Origin of the sequence: Haloechinothrix sp. LS1_15 (genome assembly GCF_033042135.1) — a bacterium.
Taxonomy (GTDB): domain Bacteria; phylum Actinomycetota; class Actinomycetes; order Mycobacteriales; family Pseudonocardiaceae; genus Haloechinothrix.
In genome coordinates this window covers 73031-88176 of the sequence record NZ_WBXM01000014.1, presented here as the reverse complement: position 1 = coordinate 88176, position 15146 = coordinate 73031, and the positions used below count along the sequence as shown (strand labels likewise).

6 protein-coding genes and 3 pseudogenes are annotated in these 15146 nt (G+C 63.2%); 5 read left to right on the top strand and 4 right to left on the bottom strand.

The features are described 5' to 3' along the window. Positions 1-34 precede the first annotated feature (34 nt). From F8178_RS18310 to F8178_RS18290, 5 genes are all read left to right on the top strand, one after another. Complete coding sequence (locus F8178_RS18310; protein ID WP_317496063.1) at positions 35-7225, top strand: RHS repeat-associated core domain-containing protein; 7191 nt, start codon at positions 35-37, stop codon at positions 7223-7225. A gap of 17 nt (positions 7226-7242) precedes the next feature. Next, the gene (locus F8178_RS18305) at positions 7243-7752 is read left to right on the top strand and encodes a hypothetical protein (RefSeq protein WP_317496062.1); all 510 of its coding nucleotides are present in this window, start codon (positions 7243-7245) and stop codon (positions 7750-7752) included. 406 nt (positions 7753-8158) lie between these two features. After that, complete coding sequence (locus tag F8178_RS18300; RefSeq protein WP_317496111.1) at positions 8159-9691, top strand: polymorphic toxin-type HINT domain-containing protein; 1533 nt, start codon at positions 8159-8161, stop codon at positions 9689-9691. Next, positions 9688-10206: a hypothetical protein gene (locus tag F8178_RS18295; RefSeq protein WP_317496061.1), complete on the top strand. Its 519-nt coding sequence runs from the start codon at positions 9688-9690 to the stop codon at positions 10204-10206. The genes F8178_RS18300 and F8178_RS18295 overlap by 4 nt, the downstream gene beginning before the upstream one ends. Positions 10207-11124: 918 nt before the next feature. Continuing rightward, positions 11125-11826: a hypothetical protein gene (locus F8178_RS18290; RefSeq protein WP_317496060.1), complete on the top strand. Its 702-nt coding sequence runs from the start codon at positions 11125-11127 to the stop codon at positions 11824-11826. Between the two features lie 121 nt (positions 11827-11947). Here F8178_RS18290 and F8178_RS18285 read toward each other — a convergent pair. From F8178_RS18285 to F8178_RS18270, 4 genes and pseudogenes are all read right to left on the bottom strand, one after another. Beyond that, positions 11948-12264 (bottom strand): annotated as a pseudogene (locus F8178_RS18285) (transposase); the annotation flags it as partial. A gap of 25 nt (positions 12265-12289) precedes the next feature. Continuing rightward, positions 12290-12478 (bottom strand): annotated as a pseudogene (locus F8178_RS18280) (IS30 family transposase); the annotation flags it as partial. Beyond that, positions 12445-13611, bottom strand: a complete 1167-nt coding sequence (locus F8178_RS18275; RefSeq protein WP_317496059.1) for an IS110 family transposase — start codon at positions 13609-13611, stop codon at positions 12445-12447. The pseudogene F8178_RS18280 and the gene F8178_RS18275, both read right to left, overlap by 34 nt. 254 nt (positions 13612-13865) lie before the next feature. Then, positions 13866-15048 (bottom strand): annotated as a pseudogene (locus F8178_RS18270) (IS30 family transposase); the annotation flags it as partial. Positions 15049-15146 lie beyond the last annotated feature (98 nt).

The window sequence follows — 15146 nt, the reverse complement described above, 5'->3', positions numbered from 1 at the left end:
GGCGGGACGATCTGTCCCATAACGAGGGTGAAACATGAGCGAGACGAACCACAAGACCGGTGTCATCGGCAAGCGTGTGGGAATGCGCCGAGCGGGCTGGACCGCCGGGGTGCTGTCCAGCGGAGGGCTCGGGTTGGCTGCGGCGACGAAGCTGGTGGCCGCCGGTGCGGCGGTGACGATGGGAGCCTCGCTGCTGACCGCTCCCGACCCGACGGGGCAGCCGGACTGGACCGGGGACGTGGACCTCCCGGAACTGCAGGAGGAGACCTCGGTCGAGGGTGAACCGGTGGCGGTCGCCGAGTCGATGAGCGACGACCAGACCAGGGACAACGCGATCACGTCGCTGCCGGAACCACAGTGGCCGGGTGCGGGCACCGCCATGGTCCAGTTGCCTGCACAGGCCCAGGAACGCGCGGCCGGGGCGGGGAAGGCACAAGCGGACGGGCTGCCGGTGCGGGTCGGTCGCGGCGCGCAGCCGCGAGCGGCCGACGGTGCCGGTCCGGAACGTCTGCGCGTACGGATGCTGGACCGCGACGAGGCGTCCGAGCTCGGCGTGACTGGCGTCGCGTTTTCCGTGGCTGATGCCGACGGGAACAATGGCGGCAGCGTCGAGGTCGAGCTGGACTACTCCGACTTCGCCACCGCCTACGGCGCGGGCTGGTCCTCGCGGTTGCGGCTGCTGGAGCTACCGGAGTGCGCGCTGACCGATCCCGACGAGCAGGAATGCCGCACTGCCTCGCCGGTACCCGGCGAGAACGACCCGAGCAGCCAGACGGTCAGCGCGCAGGTCGCGCTCGCGGAACCGGAGGACGACGGGGACACCGAGTCCACACCGGATCGCGCTGGACGGGATGAGCAGGACGGCGCGGGCGATTCCGGGTCGGGCGACGAGAACGGCCGGGAAGATACCGATCCCGACGCCGATGACGGCAGTGAGGTTCGTGGCGGCGGTAGTGCGCCGCAGGGTGACGGTGACGAGGACGAGGACTCCCCCACCGTGCTGGCTGCGGTAGCAGGCGCCAAGGGGCCGGAAGGGGACTTCACTGCCACCGATCTGTCCCCCGCGGGCGAGTGGGCGGCCGGCAACCAGTCCGGCTCGTTCGAGTACTCCTACCCGTTCCAAACCCCGGATGTGCCGGGCGGGTTGAAGCCGAACCTGCAGTTGAGCTACGACTCGGGCTCGGTCGACGGCCGCACCAGCGCCACCAACAACCAGGCCTCGTGGGTCGGTGATGGCTGGGGCTTCACGCCGGGTGGCTTCATCGAACGCCAGTACAAGCCGTGCGCCGAGGACGAGGGTGGTAACGAGCCCGACGACTCCGGCGATCTGTGCTGGTTCTCGGACAACGCCACCATCCAGGTCGGCGGCGTTACGGGTGAGCTGATCAAGGACAGTGACACGGGCGAGTGGGTGGCCTCCGCCGACTCCGGAGCCGAGATCGAACGGTTGACCGGTGCGGACAACGGTGCCCGCAACGGCGAGTACTGGAAGGTGACCACGACCGACGGCACCCAGTACTTCCTCGGGCGGAACCGGCTGCCGGGCTGGTCCAGCGGTGATCCGGAGACGAACTCCACGTTCACCGCCCCGGTTTTCGGTAACCACTCCGGGGAGCCGTGCCATGCGAGCGACTTCGAGGACTCGTGGTGCGACCAGGCGTGGCGCTGGAACCTCGATCTGGTGATCGACCCGCATGGCAACGCCATGTCGTTTTACTACGAGCAGGAAACCAACCGTTACACACTGGCCGATGTGGAGGGTGACGCCACCGAGTACGTGCGTGGCGGCTACCCGACGCGGGTTGAGTACGGCCTGCGGGAGGGCAACCTGTACGGCACGCCGTCGGCGAAGGTGGAGTTCGACGTCGACGAGCGGTGCCTACCGTCGGACGGGGTGGAGTGCACGGAGTCCGAGCGCACCGAGGACAACGCCGACCACTGGCCCGACACCCCGGTCGATCTGATCTGCGAGGAAGGCGACGACTGCCAGGCGGAGATGATCGAGGAGACCGGCGGCTGGGACCCCGGTAGCCACTCACCGGCGTTCTTCACCACCAAGCGCCTGACCGGCGTGACCACCAAGCTCCACCACGGCGGCTGGAAAACCGTGGACTCCTGGGAACTGGACCACCTGTTCCCGGGTACGACCGATGGCACGGATCCAGCGTTGTGGCTGGAATCGGTGCAGCGGACCGGCCACACCGCAGGAACGGAGACCGCCCCGGAGGCGGTGTTCGAAGGCATCCCCATGGACAACCGGGTCGACGACGTGGACGACCGGCCGCTGCCCCGCTACCGGCTCACCGGCGTCGACAACGGGCACGGCGGGTTCGTCGGCGTGTCCTATGCCGAGGCGGAATGCGACACCGACACCGACTTCCCCGAGCCGCACGAGAACACGCTGCTGTGCTTCCCCACCTGGTGGAAACCCTACAGCGGCTACGACGAACCGATCCTCGACTGGTTCCACAAGTACGTGGTCGACGAGGTCGTCGAGCAGGACAAGGTCGGCGGTAACCCGGCCGTTCACCACCGTTACGAGTACGACGGCGGCGGTGCCTGGGCCTGGGACACCAACGAGCTCGTCGACGAGGACGAGCGGACTTGGTCGGTCTGGCGTGGCTTCGAGACGGTTCGCACCATCCAGGGTGACTCGGAGGCCGAGCAGATCGTCTCCGAATCAACGTTCCTGCGCGGCATGGACGACGACAGGCTGCCGTCCGGCACTCGCGACGTCACAGTCAGCGGCGAGGGCGGCTCGGTCCGCGACCACGAGGCCTACGCGGGCATGCTGCGTGAGGAACGCGTCATCGAGGACGGCGAGCTCGTCGGGCTCACCGTGCACGACCCCTGGCGGCACGGCCCCACGGCCGAAGGCGAGCGTGGCGACGGCAGCACCGCACGCGCCTGGCGGACCGACTCGGAATCCGTGCGAGGCAAAGCCAGGATGTCCGACGGATCCTGGCGCTACAACCAGTCCAACACCGAGTTCGACGGCGACGCCCTGCCCGTCGCCACGGAAGATCTAGGCGAGGTCGACGAGTGGGGTGACCGCTCCACGACCGGTGACGAGACGTGCACCCGGACGTCGTATGTCCACAACCGAGACGCGAACATTATCGGTGCGGTCTCGGAAACCGTCACCCACGAGGGCACCTGTGACAGCCAGGCCGATCCCGACACGGTGCTGGGCAGCGAGCGCCTGTCCTACGACGGCAGGGACAACGGGCAGGCGCCCACCACCGGCGACATCACCCACGCCGAGGTCCTGCACGACTGGACCGCCGACGGCAAGGAGTGGTCGACCACCAGCGCCGAGTACGACGACTACGGGCGCATGAACACCGGTGTGGACGCGCTCGGCGGCGAAACCACCACCGAGTACTCGCCGGAGCACGGGCCGGTCACCGAGGTCACCGTGACCGACCCGAAGGGGCACACCGCCAGCAGCGAGATGGATCCGCTGCGGGGCAAGCCCGTCAGCATGACCGACCCGGCAGGAGTCACCACGTCGGCCGAGCTCGACGCGCTGGGACGTGTCACGCAGGTCTGGGACCCGAAGCGCACCGACGGGGACCAGCCGTCGAGCCGGTTCAGCTACACCTACCGGGACGACGCCCCCACCTACGTCGAATCGGAGACCCTGCAAGACGACGGTTCGTACCGGACCTCGTACGAACTTCTGGACGGACTGCTGCGTCCGAGGCAGACGCAGCAACCAGCCCCGACCGGTGGACGGATACTGGAAGACACCGTCCACGATTCCCGTGGCCTGAAGGTCAAGAAGAACGGTCCGTACTGGAACGAGGAGGACGTCGAGCCGGAACTGCTCGGCGTCAGCGACAACGCCGTACCGGCGCAGACCGTGCACGAGTACGACGACCGTGGCCGGGAAACCGACAAGATCTTCCGCAGCTTCGCCGAAGAACGGTGGCGTGTCGAGACCATCTACCACGGCGAGGAGATGACCAGCACCGTCCCGCCCGAAGGCGGCACAGCGACGGCCGTGCTGACCAACGCGTTGGGACAGTCGGTCGAGAAGCGGGACTACACCTCGGCCGAGGCGGCCCGCTCCGGCTCGCACGATCCGGACGACTTCCAGTCCACCGAGTACAGCTACACACCCGCGGGCGAGCTGGAATCAGTGACCGGCCCCGGCGGGGCAACCTGGTCGTTCGAGTACGACCTCGTCGGAAACCGGGTCCGCACGGTCGACCCCGACGCGGGCGAGTCGCACGCCGAGTACAACGAGGCGGGCTTGAAGGTATCGACCACCGACGCCCGAGGGGAATCGCTCGCCTACCGCTACGACGAGATCGGCCGCGAGACGGCGGTCCATGAGGGTTCGCTCGATGGTCCGACGCTGATCGAGCACACCTTCGACAGCCTCGGTGACGGCAGGCCCGTGTCGTCGACGCGCTATGTCGACGGTGATCCGTTCACCGTCGAAGTGACCGGATACGACGACGCTGGACGGCAAACCGGCACCACGTACTCGATCCCGGACACCGCCGGGGTGCTCGGCGGCGAGTACGAGTTCGAGACGACCTACACCGACACCGGCAAGGTCGCCACCGAACGGGTTCCGGAAGCCGGGAACCTGGCCGAGGAGGTCATCCACCGCACCTACGACGAGGACGGGCTGCCGGAAAGCTCGTACGCCTGGAACCCGGCCACCGGTATGCGGTCGACATTCGTCTCCGACACCAGCTACACGGTGTTCGGTGAGGTGCACCAGATCCGGCGGGGCAGCGAGCAGAGCTCGAACAACGTCTACACCACCAACTTCTACGAGGAAGACACCCGGCGCCTGTCGCGCACCATCGTGGACCGCCAGACCTCCACCGATTCCCGGGTCGTCGACCGCCGCTACAGCTACGAGGACGCCGGGAACATCGAACGCATCGCGGACGAACCCCTCGGGAGAGCCGACGATGTGCAGTGCTTCGACCACGACTGGCTGGGTCGGCTCAACCAGGCGTGGACACCGGAGGACGGCGAATGCGACGCCGATCCGGCGGCCGAGAACCTCGGCGGCGCGGCCCCGTACTGGCTGGAGTGGGAATTCGACGAGTCCGGCAACCGGACGGTGGAGACCGAACACGACCCGGCCGGGAGCGGCGAGACGGTGCGGGAATACGAACACCCGGAGGTCGACCCGGACACCGGCCTCGGTCGCCCGCACACCGTGGACGAGGTTCACGAAACCGCGCCGAACGGGACCGAGAGCGTCTCCCACTTCGGCTACGACGAGGCAGGCAACACCGTCTCGCGGGAGATCGACGGCGACGAGCAAACCCTGGAATGGGATGCCTTCGGCCGGGTGGAGAAGGTCGTCGAAGCCAACGGGGAGGCCACCGAGTACATCTACGACGCCGACGGCACGCGGCTCCTGGTCGATGACCCGGAGGCGACCACGCTGTACCTGCCGGGCATGGAACTGCGCGTCGAGGAGGGGAACTCGTGGATCGACGGCATCCGCTACTACGAGCACGGCGGGATGGTCGCGATCCAGCGGGATCCCTCCGGTGCATCGTGGCTGCACGGCGACCACCAAGGCACCGGCGTGCTCACCATGGATGTCCGCACCCTGGAGGTGACCCAGCGGCATCACACGCCGTTCGGCACGCCACGCGGGAACGAACCGGACTGGCCGAACCGGAAGGGCTTCCTCGGCGGTGACCAAGACACGACTGGCCTGACCCACATCGGAGCCCGGCACTATGACCCGGAGATCGGGCGGTTCCTGTCGGCGGATCCGATTATCGACTATGACGACACCCGTCAGATGCACGGGTACGCGTACTCGAACCAGTCGCCGGTGAACTATAGCGACCCAGACGGATTGCATGCGGAGTGGGGTCCCGATGGCTTGATCGGTGACTCGAGCGAGGAGAACGCATCCACGCGTGAGCACCAGATCGAGGTGCAGCAGTCCGCTGAGCGCAATAGGCGGGCGCGGAGCCGAACGGCGAGGACATCGAACATCATTCCGGTCGGGGCTTCGTGGAGTGATCCTGTTGTCGATGGAGGATTCGGATTCTCCGAGACGCATACACTGATGGGTCAAGGGCACGCCGTCGATCCGCAGTTCACCTGGGCTGATTATGTTAATATAACTGACTTCGATAAACTCCAGACAATTTGTAACTTTATCGAAGGTGACACTGGAGGAAGTAGGCCGGCGGCTTGTGGCCCTCGTCCGCAACGGGTCTCTGGCGGAGTAGTCGTAGCCGGCATATTGACAGGGCTTTCCGAGCTCAGCGGGGTCGCCGATGCCGGTCGCTGCTCTGAAGGTAACGTGGAGTCATGTCTTGCCTTAACACCGTTCGGACGAGCCTGGAACACTCTTAGACTCACGGCACGCTCCGGGAGGGCCCTGCATACGAGCGGTCGGCGTTCCTGCGCCTCGTTCGTGCCAGGTACTCAGGTCAGGATGGCCGATGGTGAGCTCAATGATATTGCCGAGATCGAAATCGGTGACGAAGTTTTAGCCAAGGATCCCGAAACGGACGAGGCTTCCGGACGCGAGGTAGTGGCCACGCTCGTCGACGACGGCGATCAGAATCTCGTCGAGATTACTACAGAAATACAGGATAAGCAGAATCCTTCTCAGCACGTGATCACCCAGCCGCTTGCCCCTCACTCGGATGCCGGGACCGATCAGGTATGGGACGGAAGCGTCATAGCCACGACCGATCACGGGTTCTGGGAATCTGAACGCGAAGAGTGGATCGACGCGGGAGATCTACAGCCTGGCGCGGTCCTTTCGGGTGGTAACGGAGAGAAACGCGAGGTCCAGCAAGTTCGTGAGTGGAGTGCGGAAACTCGGGTACACAACCTTACGGTATCAGGAGTACACACCTATTACGTCGGAATTGATTCCGGCGAGGCTCTCGTACAGAACAGTATTCCTGAAGGGTGTGGACTAACCTCTAGTCCTAATTCACCAGAACTTCCGAGTAAGACTGTATATCTAGGAAGAAGAGGCGAAAATTTCCGAGTTGACGTGGAGAATCCGTCTCCTGGGAAGCCCAATTCTGCTGGTATTCATGTGCAGTATACCGGGCGAGGTGCCAAGTCCGGAGATAAGTACTATTATAACCCAACTAGCGATCAATGGTTCCAGAAAGGAACTGGCAAGATGCTTTCTCCGAGGGAGGCGGCTAGAATACCTAGTTCAGCGATCGACAAGGCTTACAAGTACTTAGGTATAGGCCAGTGATGATAACTAATTCTCGGATGGATGAGATTCTACCGAATATTGCGGACGTTGAGTATACTCCGGGTGATTCGGAGGAAGCCGACAGGATTGCAGAGAATGGATGGCGCGTGGACGGCTCTGGCGCGCTGATTTTGGTTGCACTGAGTTCCCCTTGCGTACCGGGAAGTATATCTCCTTACGAGGTTGGCGAGTATGAGTATTCAGCTAATGATGTCTATCTCTCGCTTGATGATCTCCCGCGAAATGATATAGATAAGTACCTGAAGAGAGCTGCTGTGCGGGGTGTTGGATTGGCGAAGTGGATGTTACGTGATGCTGCATCCTTACCGGGGTCCGAAACGTTGCGTTCGTTAGTGCATGTGTTTGTTGATGTAAGCGATGAGGATTTCTTTATGCAAGGATCTAGAGTCAGGTTCTATACGAGTCGGGGTAGCAGTGAGTTGCTTGGCGATAGAGACTGGGAAAGTGCTTCGCAGATTGCTGTAGCGGTGTTGAAAATTGAGGATATTGTTTATAGCAATAGTTAATATGTTCTGAGCACGACCAGATGATGGTCAGGCGGGACGGTGAATGCAAGCAATTCAGGACGTTGCTGTGACGGGCATTGACGTCAAATATATGGTGTCGGATCAGTACACCCATCCTACTGGAGGACTGGGCGATTGGGCGCCGTGTCGTGTGTTATGTCTCTGAGCTTGGACCCGTAGCGCGGAGACCTGATGCCTGGTGGCTGCGGCTACCAGGGAGGGGTGTTCGCATGTCCATACCTCACCCGTCTGAGTGTCGGCAGCGTACCGTGGAGCTGGCGAGTTTGGGCGAGGAACCGGTCGTTGAGTTGGCCAAGAGTCTAGGTATCAGTGAATCGTCCCTACGGAATCGGATGGCTCAGGCTGATACCGACGAGCGCGGCAGTCGTACGAAGCTGACCAGGTGATGGAGGAGGAACTCGCCGGGCTTCTTACACACGCGGCGTTCGACCTGTTGGGGATCGAAGGCTGTTTCGAGGAACATCCTTATCATCGGGCGGTGACGGATCACCTAAGCGCCTATCCGGACGATGCGGGTTTGGCGTCCGACGCGTGGCCGCAGTCGGATGATCCGTTGCTCAGCGACTATGGCGATACCCGGCAGATGCACGGGTATGCGTACTCGAACCAGTCGCCGGTGAACTATAGCGACCCAGACGGATTGCATGCGGAGTGGGGCCCCGATGGCTTGATCGGTGACTCGAGCGAGGAGAACGCATCCACGCGTGAGCACCAGATCGAGGTGCAGCAGACCGCGATACGCAACACGCGGGCGCGGAGTCAGGGACCGGCAACGACGATAACGAGCAGCAGTGTGACGGGATCTCGCCCTGGCGCACGGATTATCGTGGAGCCGACAGAGGTGATAGTTCCGCAGGTCGGTGGTTTCTTCAAAGGTGCGGGCGAGTATCTTCGTGACACCGTCACCGGCAACTGGGATATGGTCAGCGGCGCCTTCAGTACGGTGAACTCGTGTCGTCAGGGGTTGTGGAATCCAGCGGCAGCCACTGACTGTCAAGGCGCGATGGAAACGGGCATGCTGAGCTTGCTTGCCATGCAGTCGGCGGATCAGCGCATGGGCGAGGCGATGGTCGCGCCGGTCGTTGACAGTTGGAGCGATGGCGACTACGGCGAAGCCTCCGGCTACGCCTTCATGATGGTCATTGAAGCGATTGCCGGCACTAAAGGACTGGGTAATACCTCCAGAGGCGCTCGCACCGCCGCGCGAGCGTGCAGTTTCGATGGTGAGACTGAGGTGGTGATGGCCAACCGATCGGTTAAGCCGATCGCGGAGGTCGAAGTTGGTGACGAGGTGTTAGCCACCGACCCCGAGACAGGTGAGCAGGCTGCGCGGGAAGTGCTGCACGTATTCGTTCACGAAGATACGTTACTTGATCTCGATGTCGACGGGAAGACACTGACTACGACGGCCGATCACCCCTTCTGGAGCGTGGACGACGAGGAGTTCATTCGGGCAGATCAACTTAATCCGGGCGATAATGTGTTGTCCGCCGACGCCCGGGCGTTGACGGTCGAAGGTCTTCAGGTGGAGACTGCTCGCCAGGATACGGCCTATAATCTGGAAGTTGCGGATATACACACCTATCATGTTGGTGAACAGGAAATCCTGGTACACAACATTTGTCGTGATAGGCTGCAAAATGCAGGACTATCAGACGCCGTTATCGACGAGGTAGAAAGGACAGCGACTCGGGCAAGTCAAGGAAAGGAAAGAGCCCCTGGCCATGACGGCAAAAGGTTCCACAATCGCTTTGGTGATCTACCCCAACAGCCTGATGGGTATTATCGTGAATGGACAGTAGCCCCAGAAGGTGCTAAGCGTGGTAAGCATAGGTTGATTATAGGCGGAGACAAGAGCAATCCGGACGTTATGTATTATTGGGACCACGAGTCGGGTTATATAGAAATTGGGCCATGATGAGTACAGTTATTCCCTCCAATGTAGTTTATTTGTCAGCCGATCAAAGGCAATCTGAAGTCATTGAGTCCGCGATGCGCAAGGCAGGTTCGAGTGTCGTACATCTTGATGTTGGTGCAGCGGTAGATAATGATTCACTGATCGACATCCTGAACCTGGAGCTTGTGCTTCCTGATCCGATCGGCGGGATTGATGGGGCTATCGATTGGATATCAGATACCGATTATGTGGCCAACGAATCCGGAATGGTATGGTTTGTCACCGGTCACGGCAACTTGCTTGCCGATCGTATGGAGACGCTCAAGTCATTTATCATCGTTATAGTCGGAGTATACGATCGCTTGCGTACACAGAACGTTCCTTTTGTTGTTGCATTTATGGGCGATGACAAGAAGATCGTATCAAAGCTTTCCGAAATGTTTGAGCAGGAGAATGAGTCTATGCGTCAAGCGGCGAAGTACCCTGGTACGATTGACATTCAGGAGGTGTTCGTTGTTGACTATCCTGATTTTTGACGACAGGCACCGCTGCCTAGCTCTCCGAGTCTTCTGGTCGCATTGACAGCCACAGTTGGTCGGGACGGGAGTGGTTGCTCAAATGAAGACGTCTTTCGGGGTGTACACGATAACTAGTGTCGTGGGTTGGTAGTTCGTTGGTGGCTGTAGGATGTGGCGATGCCGAGCCGGACGCTTGAGCCCGTGGACCTGGCCGACGAGGAGCGTAGCGTCCTGGGTGGGTGGTCGCGTCGGCGGAGGACCGCGCAGGCGTTGGCGTTGCTGTCGCGGATTGTGGTGCGCTGTGCGGAAGATTCTTGGTGATCTTGGTCGACACCGCTCCTACCAGGAGGTTGACTCTTTGTTAATCACCGACATGGCTTGGGCCGACTACCCGCCAACCACCGTCCACCCAGGTTGGGAAGGGCTCAGTATGTTTTGGATGTCGGACGAGGATCGTACAGTTTTACCCTGCGCCATGAGTGTTATCAATAGTCGTAGTTATGTGCGGCTTGGTGAGGGTGAGTTCATCCCGATCCATGGTCTTGATCGTTTTGACGGCGATTGCACCTGGGTTCCGGGTGCAATCGTGTGGACGGTGGAGGGTCAGGAGCTGTGTTCCTTCGATCTGTGGGATGATGTTAACTGGCTGTGGCCGTTTATGATTCGGGCGTTGGATGCGTGTAGGCGGGAGGGGTAGGTGAAATTCACTTTCCTGGCCAGCCGTTGCTATTTCGTGCGGAACATCTGGTTCGTTCGGGGACCGTCAGGTTATCGATCACTTGCGATCCCGTTTAGCGCCCCACAGGAGTTTATTGACGCGAACGCCAGCACGGTCAGGGTATGGCCCATACCGTAGTAGCTGGCCATACGCGCTGGAGGTGATGTGGTGTGTGTGCTGGTCGGCGTCGGCGTGGTGGTCGTACGGCTGCGGAGTTGGTGGCGGCGTTGGAGTCGGATCCGGAGTGGGTGGCTGAGCGGGATCGCCGTGAGGCGGAGCATCAGGCTCGGGTGGATGAGTGGCGGCGGGCGGAGGCGCCGTTGGTGGGGGAGTTGCAGGGGTTGGGGTATCCGGTGAAGTCGGTGTGGGAGTTGTATAGGCATAAGCCGTATGCGGATGCGGTGCCGGTGTTGCTGCGGCATTTGGGAGGCGAGTATCCGGCTCGGGTGCGGGAGGGGATCGCGCGGGCGTTGGGGGTGCCGGAGGCGCGTGAGGCGTGGGGTGAGTTGGTGGCGGTGTTTCGGCGTGAGCAGGAGAAAGGGCCGAAGGATGGTCTTGCGGTGGCGTTGGGGTCGTTGTGTGATGTGGGGGATGAGGGGCAGGTGAGCACGGTGGTGGAGTTGGCTGGGGATGCTTCGCATGGGTCGAGTCGGTTGTTGTTGTTTGGGGTGTTGGAGCGTTCGGGTCGTGCGGATGCGTATGCGGTGTTGGAGCAGGCGGCCGAGGATCCAGCCGTGGCGGGGGAGGCGGAGCGGATTCTGCGGCGGTGGCCGCGGCCGAGCGGGGGCGAGGATTCCGGGGGGCGCAGTGAGCTTCGGTGGTCGGTGGAGGGTTTGGTGGCGTCGTCGGCGGGTGATGAGCCGTGGGTGCGGGCGCGTGCGGGTGGTTCGGCGGAGTCGCGGGTGCGGGGCGGTGGCTAGGCTCGTGCCGTGATGTCGGGTCGTGAGCGTTGTGGGGTGTTGGAGGTGTTGTATGGGGTTGGTGGTGTCGTTTGAGTGTTGGGAGGGGCCGTATTGAAGCGCCCCTGGTTCTTTGCCGCTCCTATGCGGGTTGCGGCTTTCGGTTGAGGGTTGCGTAGTGGGCTGCCTCGTACTTGACGGGCGGCACGTAGCCGAGGCTACTGTGCAGCCGCTGGTTGTTGTACCAGTCGACCCAGCCGGCGGTGGCGAACTCGACGTCGGCGATGGTGAGGAACGGGTGGTCGTGGAAGACGGTGGTGCGGATGCACTCGGTTGTGAACAGGCCGATCACGCTTTCCATCAGGGCGTTGTCATACGATCGCCCACCGAGCCGATCGACGGCCGGATCTCCTCGAGCTCGAGGTGCTCGGCGAACCGGATAGAGGTGTATTGCTTAGGTTCAAGGGGTCGCTGCAACATTGACCTACGCGACAGATGATAACTGGTCGGTGAATGCTTCGGCTGGAGTGCGCCACGCGAGTGTCTTACGTGGACGGCGGTTGAGGGTGGCGGCGACTGCGTCGAGCTCGTCGACGCCCCAGCGGGACAGGTCGGTTCCTTTGGGTGCCTCTGTGTTTGTCAACCCGGTGGCGTTGGGGAGGTAGGCTCGTTGTCGACGGGTCCGGGAAGTGACTGATCCGAAGAGTCGGCGGGCGGGGTTGCGCCGGCCGCGCTGGATGTCAGAGTCGCCCCCGAGTGTCCTCCCGGACCCGTCCCTGATGTGCGGTTGCGTTCGTCGGCGATCATGGTGCGCCAGATGCGGTTGGCGAGTCGACGTTTCAGGCAGCGTTGTGCTTCACGTCGGGTTTTTCCTTCGGCGAGCTTACCGGTGTAGTAGGTGTTGCCGGGGCTTCCTGGTTGTCGGGTTTGGGTGATGGCGATGATGTGCAGCGCCGAGTTGAGTTGGCGATTACCACGGCGTGACAGGCGATGACGCGTGCGCTCGGCGCTGGCGATCTCGATGGGAGCGGTGCCGGCGTAGTTGGCGAACGCGGCCGCGGTCGGAAACCGGCCAGGATTGCGGGTATGGGCCAGCAGGCGCGCGGCGGTGATCACACCGACGCCGGGGATGCTGGTCAATGTGCTGCCGGTGTGTTCGACGAGCCCGGCCATGGCCTTGGCGTTGTCGTTGAGCTTCACGTCGTAGGCACGGATCTCGGCGATCAGGTCGGTGGCCAGCTGGTAGCGGGTGCGTTCGACGATGCCAGCGGGACCGAAAGACGCCAGCAGTTGCTCGGCTTTGGCCGCGGAGAGCTCGCGTGGTGCCCCGCCGGGAAGCAGCGCCCGCAACAAGGCATGGAGCTGATTCGCGGCCCGCACCCGAGCCTGGGAGATGTTCGTGCGGCGCTCGTCGAGTAGTGCCAGAGCGTCAGTGGGGCCTTCGGGGTGCAGCGGATAGGCCTCGCCTTGCAGTGCGGCGACGCACGCTGCGGCAGCCGCATCAATGCGGTCATTCTTGCGCCCCGCCCCGCGGGAGAGCTGCCGCACCCGCGCGGTCGCGCGCGGCGGCGCATCCACGACCTGTTCTCCCCGGGCCAGCAGCCAGGAGGACACGTGTCGCCCCATGCCGTCGGCGTTTTCGACCGCCCAGCGCCGCTGGGGCCACTGGGCGGCCCAGTCCAGCATGCGCTCGTACTCGCTCAGGCTGGCGCCGAAGCGCATCGAGGCAACGTCCTGGTTGGTGTCCGGGGCCACGGTCGTCGCGGTATGAGTGTGCTTGTGCGGGTCGATACCGATCAGCATCATCGGCGGCAGTCTCCGTTCTCGCATGGTCGGGGTCGGGGAATCCGCGGCCGACAGTCCGACTTCGAGAACCAGGGTGGCCTCGCAGTTCACGCCTCTGTTGAGTCAGGCCGCGAACGGAGTCCGGGCAGGTCGACACACCCAAAGACAGCCAGCCCCACCGGGGCGGCAGGAAGTACTCGAGCCAGCCTGCCCGGCCTCCTGCGGCACGTTACGGGCGGCCAACCCGATCACGACACCGCTGGAGACATACAAGTCGGGAAGTATTGGCGCAGGAGTCCGTTGGTGTTTTCGTTGCTGCCGCGCTGCCAGGGCGAGGCGGGGTCGGCGAAGTAGACGGCGATCCCGGAATCGATCGTGAGTTGGACGTGGTGTGCCATTTCGGCGCCTTGGTCCCAGGTCAATGATCGGCGCAGCTGCTCGGGCATTGAGCCGAGTTGGGCGAGGATCGCGTCCCGGACCGCTTCGGCGCCGTGCCCGGCCAGAGGCGGCCCGTTCTTGACGGTCCCGCCGCCGTATCCCTGCATCCTCGGTAGGTGCAGCAGCATCGTGAACCGGCTGGTGCGCTCGACCAGCGTGCCGATCGCCGATCGATTCAACCCGATGATCAGATCACCTTCCCAGTGCCCGGGCACGGCCCGGTCAGTGACCTCGGCCGGCCGTTGGCTGATCCGCACCTCGTCGGTAACGAACTTCTTACCCTTCGACTGGGTCCTCGCTCGCGGCTCACGAAGGGCGCGGCCGGTGCGTAGGCACGCGGTCAGCTCGCGTTTGAGCGCCCCCCGGCCGTGCACATACAGCGATTGATAGATCGTCTCGTGACTGATGCGCATTCTCTCATCATGGGGGTAATCGACCCGCAGTCGCTTGCTGATTTGCTCCGGGCTCCAGCAGGCTCCCCACCGGCGGGTCCGCCCGCGGCCCGTGGCGTCGACCGGCCCAGGGCACGTTCGGCCCGGATATCGGCTTGCCGTCGGCGCCGGTGACCGTACCGGAGAGCCGTTCGCTCACGTACTCACGCAGCCGCTCATTGGCTGCCAGCTTCGCGATCTTCGGCCGTTGGGCGACCTTCTCGGCCTTCCATTGCGCTACCGACGCCCGATACTCACGCTCACCGGCACGGGTCGCGGCATTGCGCCGCAGCTCACGCGAGATCGTCCCAGGGTCCCTCCCGATCCGGCGTGCGATCTCTCGCACGCCACGACCCTGCGCTTTCAAGATCGCTATCTCCTCGCGTTCGGCGAACGACAAATACCGGCCCGACGGCTCGGCAACGTTGATCGGTGGCATGCCGCCAGCCTGACGGAACCAGCGGGAACCGACCGCCTGCGCCACGCCGCACGCCAGCGCGGCCTCCTCGCTACTGGCGCCCTCGGCGATCCGGCTCCAGAACGCCCGCCTGACCTCCCTACGCGGCAGCGGACGCCCCGGCGACCACATCGACGGCCGCACCGCACGATCCGCCGCCTGTTGCCGTCGACCACCGCCCGAATCCGCCTGCTGTGACGGCATAAAACACCTCCATCATCGAGGTGTTG

Coding starts and splice junctions, on each gene's coding strand:
- F8178_RS18310 (WP_317496063.1), top strand. CDS start 35: ATGAGCGAGACGAACCACAAGACCGGTGTCATCGGCAAGCGTGTGGGA.
- F8178_RS18275 (WP_317496059.1), bottom strand. CDS start 13,611: ATGATGCTGATCGGTATCGACCCGCACAAGCACACTCATACCGCGACG.
- F8178_RS18305 (WP_317496062.1), top strand. CDS start 7,243: ATGGATGAGATTCTACCGAATATTGCGGACGTTGAGTATACTCCGGGT.
- F8178_RS18300 (WP_317496111.1), top strand. CDS start 8,159: ATGGAGGAGGAACTCGCCGGGCTTCTTACACACGCGGCGTTCGACCTG.
- F8178_RS18295 (WP_317496061.1), top strand. CDS start 9,688: ATGATGAGTACAGTTATTCCCTCCAATGTAGTTTATTTGTCAGCCGAT.